Annotated in this window: 8 protein-coding genes and 2 tRNA genes; 6 read left to right on the forward strand and 4 right to left on the reverse strand. The window is 27.7% G+C overall.

The genetic code is table 4. The features are described from left to right. Nucleotides 1-4: 4 nt before the first annotated feature. Complete coding sequence (gene dnaN / locus ACWXVS_RS02465) at nucleotides 5-1,102, forward strand: DNA polymerase III subunit beta (RefSeq protein ID WP_438340587.1); 1,098 nt, start codon at nucleotides 5-7, stop codon at nucleotides 1,100-1,102. Next, on the forward strand, nucleotides 1,102-1,320 hold the full coding sequence (locus ACWXVS_RS02470) for an RNA-binding S4 domain-containing protein (RefSeq protein WP_438340588.1): 219 nt from the start codon (nucleotides 1,102-1,104) through the stop codon (nucleotides 1,318-1,320). Before dnaN ends, ACWXVS_RS02470 begins: the two co-directional genes overlap by 1 nt. Nucleotides 1,321-1,388: 68 nt before the next feature. Here ACWXVS_RS02470 and ACWXVS_RS02475 read toward each other — a convergent pair whose 3' ends face one another. After that, nucleotides 1,389-2,162 (reverse strand): MAGa3780 family membrane protein, encoded by a 774-nt coding sequence (locus ACWXVS_RS02475; RefSeq protein WP_455994881.1) that lies wholly within the window; start codon nucleotides 2,160-2,162, stop codon nucleotides 1,389-1,391. A gap of 253 nt (nucleotides 2,163-2,415) precedes the next feature. On the opposite strand from ACWXVS_RS02475, the gene rpmB reads away from it, so the two are divergent. From rpmB to rsmA, 4 genes are all read left to right on the forward strand, one after another. Next, nucleotides 2,416-2,613, forward strand: a complete 198-nt coding sequence (gene rpmB, locus ACWXVS_RS02480) for a 50S ribosomal protein L28 (RefSeq protein WP_438340590.1) — start codon at nucleotides 2,416-2,418, stop codon at nucleotides 2,611-2,613. A gap of 73 nt (nucleotides 2,614-2,686) precedes the next feature. Then, nucleotides 2,687-3,385, forward strand: a complete 699-nt coding sequence (locus ACWXVS_RS02485; protein ID WP_455966504.1) for a 5'-methylthioadenosine/S-adenosylhomocysteine nucleosidase family protein — start codon at nucleotides 2,687-2,689, stop codon at nucleotides 3,383-3,385. A 6-nt stretch (nucleotides 3,386-3,391) separates the two neighbouring features. Then, nucleotides 3,392-4,156: a TatD family hydrolase gene (locus tag ACWXVS_RS02490; protein WP_455994884.1), complete on the forward strand. Its 765-nt coding sequence runs from the start codon at nucleotides 3,392-3,394 to the stop codon at nucleotides 4,154-4,156. Nucleotides 4,157-4,159: 3 nt separating this feature from the next. Continuing rightward, the gene (gene rsmA / locus ACWXVS_RS02495) at nucleotides 4,160-4,930 is read left to right on the forward strand and encodes a 16S rRNA (adenine(1518)-N(6)/adenine(1519)-N(6))-dimethyltransferase RsmA (protein WP_455994887.1); all 771 of its coding nucleotides are present in this window, start codon (nucleotides 4,160-4,162) and stop codon (nucleotides 4,928-4,930) included. A 249-nt stretch (nucleotides 4,931-5,179) separates the two neighbouring features. On the opposite strand, the gene ACWXVS_RS02500 is transcribed toward rsmA, so the two are convergent. The 3 genes from ACWXVS_RS02500 to ACWXVS_RS02510 form a co-directional block, all read right to left on the reverse strand. Continuing rightward, the gene (locus ACWXVS_RS02500; protein WP_455994123.1) at nucleotides 5,180-5,977 is read right to left on the reverse strand and encodes a dimethylarginine dimethylaminohydrolase family protein; all 798 of its coding nucleotides are present in this window, start codon (nucleotides 5,975-5,977) and stop codon (nucleotides 5,180-5,182) included. Nucleotides 5,978-6,096: 119 nt separating this feature from the next. Continuing rightward, nucleotides 6,097-6,173: transfer RNA gene (locus tag ACWXVS_RS02505), tRNA-Arg, on the reverse strand. Nucleotides 6,174-6,179: 6 nt separating this feature from the next. Next, nucleotides 6,180-6,254, reverse strand: a tRNA-Cys gene (locus tag ACWXVS_RS02510). Nucleotides 6,255-6,385 lie beyond the last annotated feature (131 nt).

Here is a 6,385-nt window from a genome sequence, read left to right on the forward strand (position 1 = left end):
TTTCATGGAATTAAAGATTAATAAACTTTTATTAGATGCTGCTATCGAAAGGGTGGCAAAAGCAATAGATGCCAACCCTTTTATGCCAGAATTAAAAGGCATATTACTTAGTGCTGAAGGAAATAAAATTACATTAATTGGATCAAACGGATCAATCAGCATTAAACACGACATAAATGTATCGCTTGATGCTGAAATTATTCTTCCTGGCAAAATTCTTGTTGATCTTTCATTATTTAGAAACATAGTCAAAAAATTAGATAACGATATTATTTTGAAATCAAAGGAAAATACTCTTGAATTAATCACTGAAAACGAACGTTTTTCAATCAATTTATATAATCTTTTTGAATATCCAGTTATTGATTTTTCTGTTTATGGTGACCAAGTTAAAATTAGTTGACAAAAACTTAAAAATATGGTAAAAAATGTTTCTGTTTCAGCTTCGACACTTGAAACAAATATTATTTTATGTTGTATCAATATATCTGCTCAAAATAACCAGTTTAAATTAGTTGCAACCGACAAATACCGTTATGCCGAAGAAATTGCTGAGATTGCTGATGATGTTAATTTTAATATATCAATACTTGCTAAGAATTTAAAAGATGTTTTGAATTTTGATTATAGTGGTGATGTTATTTTGAATATTTCAGATCAAAAAATATTATTTGAGTTAGACGGAACAGTGATCGAATCAAAAGTCGTTGACCAAGTTTATATTGACGTATCTAGAATTATTCCGAAATCATTCGCTTATGAATTGATCATTACTAAAAAGGAGCTAAATAGTTTATTAAACAAGGCATCGGTTATTATTTCAGAAAATTATAATAAAATTAGATTACATATTAATGACAATATTTTAACAATATCATCCACACGTGATGAGATAGCTAATGCCGAGATTAAAACACAAAAATTTAGCTATAATGATAGCGAGCTTAAATTGGCGTTGAATTCAAAATTTTTAAAAGATGCTATTCAAAGTTTTGATGATGAGATAAAGTTATCATTCACTGCTGATAAGATGCGAATTGTTATAACATCACAATCAAATCCTAAACTTTATCATTTAATTACACCGCAAAGAGGTTTTTAATGAAAATTGAAATTTACGGAAGTGAAATTAAATTAGGTCAATTTCTCAAAAAAATAAACCTTTGTCGCACCGGCGGAATGGCTAAAATATTTTTGTCATTTCACAAGGTGAAAATAAACGATAGAATCCCTAAAGGCCGGAATGCTACTATTAGAGTAGGCGACACAGTTTGAATTGATGATCAAATCTATTTAATAAGAGAAGCGATTAATGAATAACATCCTAACAAGTATCCAAAATTAAAAACCAACGGAAGTTGGTTTTTAAAAATTTAATTAAATAATTTCTACTTATTTTCAGAAATATTTATGCATTTTGATTGTTGAAGATTTTTATTTTTGCGGCTTATGTATTTAATTCTATATACTGCCTTTCAAAAAGCACATAGGGCAATTGGAATAACAAATCCTAAAGCGAAAATTAATATATCTAAAACAATAATTATTCCTTTATTATTTCCTTTATAAAAGAAAGGATTTTTAAAATCTAGAAATGTATAAATAATAACACCATGATTTTCCTTAATTTTATTAAATGTTGCAAAGTACAAAATAAATGCAAACATGAAGTATCCAAACAAAATTAGTATTGCTGTTAAAATTGTTTTAAAAGTTATTTTTATTTGTTTTTTAATTAGAAATAAACCAATAAAACCAAGGGTAGGATTAATTGCATGAGTTGTTAGGGATTTGATTGCATTAACTCAGTTTTCCCATGTTTCCCTTCGATATGAGATTAAGGTTCAATAAATTAAAAAAGTAACTGTAATTAATACAACAGAGATAAAAAACATTTGTTTTGCTTTTTCATTTTCTGGTTTTAGCGCTACTGAAATCAGGGTTGCAGCTAATAAAAAGTTTGATAAATAGGTAAAATAAAATAATGATGAAAAACGTTTAAAAACTAAATATAAAGTTGGTATTTCATTGTCAAAATTGTCCTTTTCTTTGTATGAAAGAATATTAAGGATCAAAAAACCTAGTGATGTTAATCCCACAAAAATGCCAAAAATTAAGTTAATAGTATTGTTTTTGCTAAGTTTATTTTTTGCTTCTAGCATATAATATACCTCCATAATTAACTGTGTAAAATTATAATAAAATAAAATTTTCATATTACTTAAAAAAATAATTATTAACTTTAAAGTGCTATTAAAGTAATATTGCAAAATAAGTGTCTCTAAAAATGGCAAAAACAGGTAATTTAGTTTATTTAATTTATTTTCTAAATGTGAATATGGACAAAAATTAAAAAAAAAATTAATTTAATATAAAATATTAAAGATACTGTTTTACAAAATTAAGGAGATAATAATGCCAGGAAGAGATCAATTAACAGGTCAAAAACCATTGAGTGGAAACAAGAGATCACATGCTTTGAATACCTCAAAAAGAACATTTGACCTTAACTTGCAAAAAGTAACTGTTTTAACTGAAAATGGCACAAAGAAAACTGTTAGAGTAACAGCAAAAAATGCTAGAACTTTAAAAAAATACGGTTTAGTAGCTTAATTCATATGTATAATAAGTTCTTGGAATTCCCAAGAATTTTTTATTATAAATTATTATATTATAAGGAAATAAAATGAAAAAAATTAGCCTATTTGTTGTAGCTGAAAAAGGTGAGATAGATATTCTAAATAATATTTTCTTTTTAGAAGATAATTTATTTGAAAATGAGAATACAAGCTTACATTTGTGCTTATCAAATTATTCAAAAAAAGAATTTGCATTATTGTATTGCGGTGTTGGTAAGGTTAATTCCTCATTTGGCTTAACACAAAGCATTGCTAAGTTAAAAGAAAAAGATTATCAGGTTGAAAAGATTGTTAATATTGGGCCGGCGGGTTGCATTTTAGATGTTAATGTTGGCGATGCCTTTATCATTGAAAATTCATATTATTTTGATGTTGATCTGACTAAATTACCGAATTACAAGCTAGGACAATTACCTAATAATCAATACAAGTTTATGACAAATTCCATTTTATCTAAGGAAGTTAATAGCATTTTAGGTCTAAAAAACACTGATTTATTGTCTGCTGATAAGTTTTTTTCTAAAAATGATATTGAAAAAATTAAGGATAATTTTGAAAATATTGGGATCTTAGATATGGAGGCTTGTGCTTTAATACATTGCGCTAATTTATTAGGAATAAGAATTGCTGTTATAAAGGTAGTGTCAGACTTCTTGCATAAAAATGAAAATTTTTATATTACTAAAAAAAGTGTATGAAAAGAGAAAATATTTTTAATTTTTAAACAATTATTGGAGGAGTTATAAAATAAAATGAAATACGTAGACGTCCATACCCATCCTTTTAAGGAATATTATGATGAACCATATAGTGTTATTTTAGATTGAAAGAAGCAAGATATGGAAAAGCTTTTTATTGTAGGCACTTCGAAAAATGATTCAGTTGAAGTTATTAATTTATGCAAAAAAGATAAAGAATTTTTACACCCGATTATCGGGATTCATCCTACTGAAGCAGTTGGAAGTAGCGATGGCAATTTTATTGAGTCTATCATCAATGATGATGTTATTGCTATTGGTGAAATTGGACTTGATTATCATTATGATAATTCTCCAAGTAAAGAAATTCAGAAGGAAAGTTTTATTTCACAATTAAATGTAGCTAGAAAACACGGCATTTCTGCAATGCTTCATGTTCGTGAAGCCTTAGACGATGCTTTTGAAATAATTAAGAATTCTGAATTTAATGATATAAATATTATTTTTCATTCCTTTAGTGGGGATCTTGATTTTGTTAAGAAAACATTGCCTTATAAAAATATATATTATTCAATTTCTGGCGTAGTAACATTTAAAAATGCAAGAGCTTTACAAGAAGCTGTTATTAATATTCCTATTGATAGAATTTTGTGTGAAACAGATACACCATATTTAGCGCCAACACCGATGCGCGGTAAACCAAATATTAGTCCATATGTCAAATATACATACCAATTTATTGCCAATCTTAAGGGCATAGATGAGGAGTTACTTGTAAAGCAGGTAAGACTAAACATTAGAAAGGTTTTTGGTATATAGAAAATGCAAATAAGGGCTAAAAAAAGTTTTGGGCAAAACTTTTTAATTAATAAAAAAATTCAACAAAAAATCGTTGAATCAGCTGACGTGGAAAATGAAAACGTTATTGAAATTGGGCCCGGTTTTGGGGCGATTACAAACTTGTTGATTGCTAAGGTAAAAAGTCTTGAAGCATATGAATTAGATAAAGATTTATATGATATATGAATTAACAAGGAAGTACCAAAAAATATTAAGTTTTTAAATAAAGATTTTTTAGATGCTGATTTGGTTTCAAAATTTAAAAAAGTCGTTGTCGGTAATATTCCTTATAATATTACATCTCCCATTATATTTAAATTAATTGATAATTATAAATATGTTAAACATGCTGTTATAATGGTGCAAAAAGAAGTGGGGGATAGATTAATTGCAAAGCCTAATTCAAAAACCTATTCTAAATTAAGTGTTGCGCTTCAAAGTATTGCTAATGTTTCAAAGGTTATTGTTGCAAAACCTTCTGATTTTAATCCCAGCCCAAAGGTTGATTCGATGGTTGTAAGAATTGATTTTGCTGATAATATAGATTTTGAATTATCGCCCTTTTTAGATTTTTTAAAATTATGTTTTCAATTCAAGAGGAAAACATTAGTTAATAATTTGATATTAAAATATAATAAAAGCACTGTTTTATTAATATTAAAGAGATTGAATATTCATCCAATGTCTAGACCTGAAAATATTGGTGTAAATGACTATAAAAAGCTCTTTTTTGAGTTTTTAAATTGTTTTTAATCAAAGTTATTAATAAAAAAAATATATGCTTTATAATTAAATTATATTTCATAAAAAAAATATATTAGCATGCAACCCACAAGCATGCTTTTATTTTTTATTTTAATACATTTTGATCACTTTATTTAATATAAAGAAGTACCTATTAAACATATAAATTATGTTTTGATATATATGTAGCAATAATTTTTATTGCTTTATTTTATATTTAAAACATTAAGAAACTGGGTTTGAACCCAGTTTAGTGTTTTAAAATCTTAACGATAAGCAGCTTAGTCCGCCATCTAATTTTTTATATTCAGATGTATCACAAGTAATAACCCTGTAAATTCCTAAATCCTGAATTGCTTTTAGAGTATGTGGATATCCTTCTGGTACAATCACTGTCTCATTAACTCAAATGCAATTAGCAGCATATGCTTCGCTTTTATCAACAATAATTTGATTAAATTCTTTAAATGTTGGGTAGTGTATAAATTCCCCAGAAATTAACAGATTATTATGTTCTAGATAATTAACGCCAGTCTTTAGATGTAGCATTTCTGTCATAGGAACTGGAATGCATTTTTTTCCTACACTAGCTAAAATATTATGAAATTGTCGAATGCCTTCGCGGTTTGTTCTATCAGACATACCAACGTAATAAGTATCCTTAACCATCATAACATCACCACCGTCAAGCGTTCCAGGGGCTTCGATTTTAAAAATGTGGTCTTTGTCAAAGAATTTTTCTAGATATGTCAGCATTTCATGTTTTTCGCCATTACGTGATGCTGCACCAGGATTAGATAATATTGCAATTTCTCCTGTAACAATTACAGCTGTATCTTCAACAAAACATGAGTCAGGAAAATCTTCATTTTTTGGACAAATGGTAACATTTACGCCGCAGCTTTTTAAAGCATCAATATATTTTTCGTGTTGAATTAGAGCTAGACTATAAATTGGCTTCCCTAATTCAGGAGCCGATGTTATTCCCATTGTCATTGAAGAAGCTGGTGTCTTAACTATAACATTTTTAAATTTATCTTTCATTTGATCTTTCATTTTTAAGTACTCCTAAAATTAAGTAGTTGTGAATTAATTGTATTTTATTCACAATTTAATTTTATCTAATGAAATAAATAAAAAAACGCATTCGCGTTTTTTTGGTCATTTTATTGAAATGGCGCGCCCGGCAGGAGTCGAACCCGCAACCTCTTGGGCCGTAACCAAACACTCTATCCAATTGAGCTACGGGCGCATTAAATGGAGCCACCAACCGGATTCGAACCGGTAATCAAGGTGTTGCAGACCTATGCCTTGGCCATTTGGCTATGGTGGCAACACTATATATTGCTTTATAATTATAAACTTTTTATTATTTTTTTTAACAATATTTGTAAATTCATTAATTAGCATGAAAAATGAGCCACCGATATTTTGAATTTGTTTAATTATACATTTTGCATAATT

The organism is Mycoplasma sp. 327 (genome assembly GCF_053851655.1).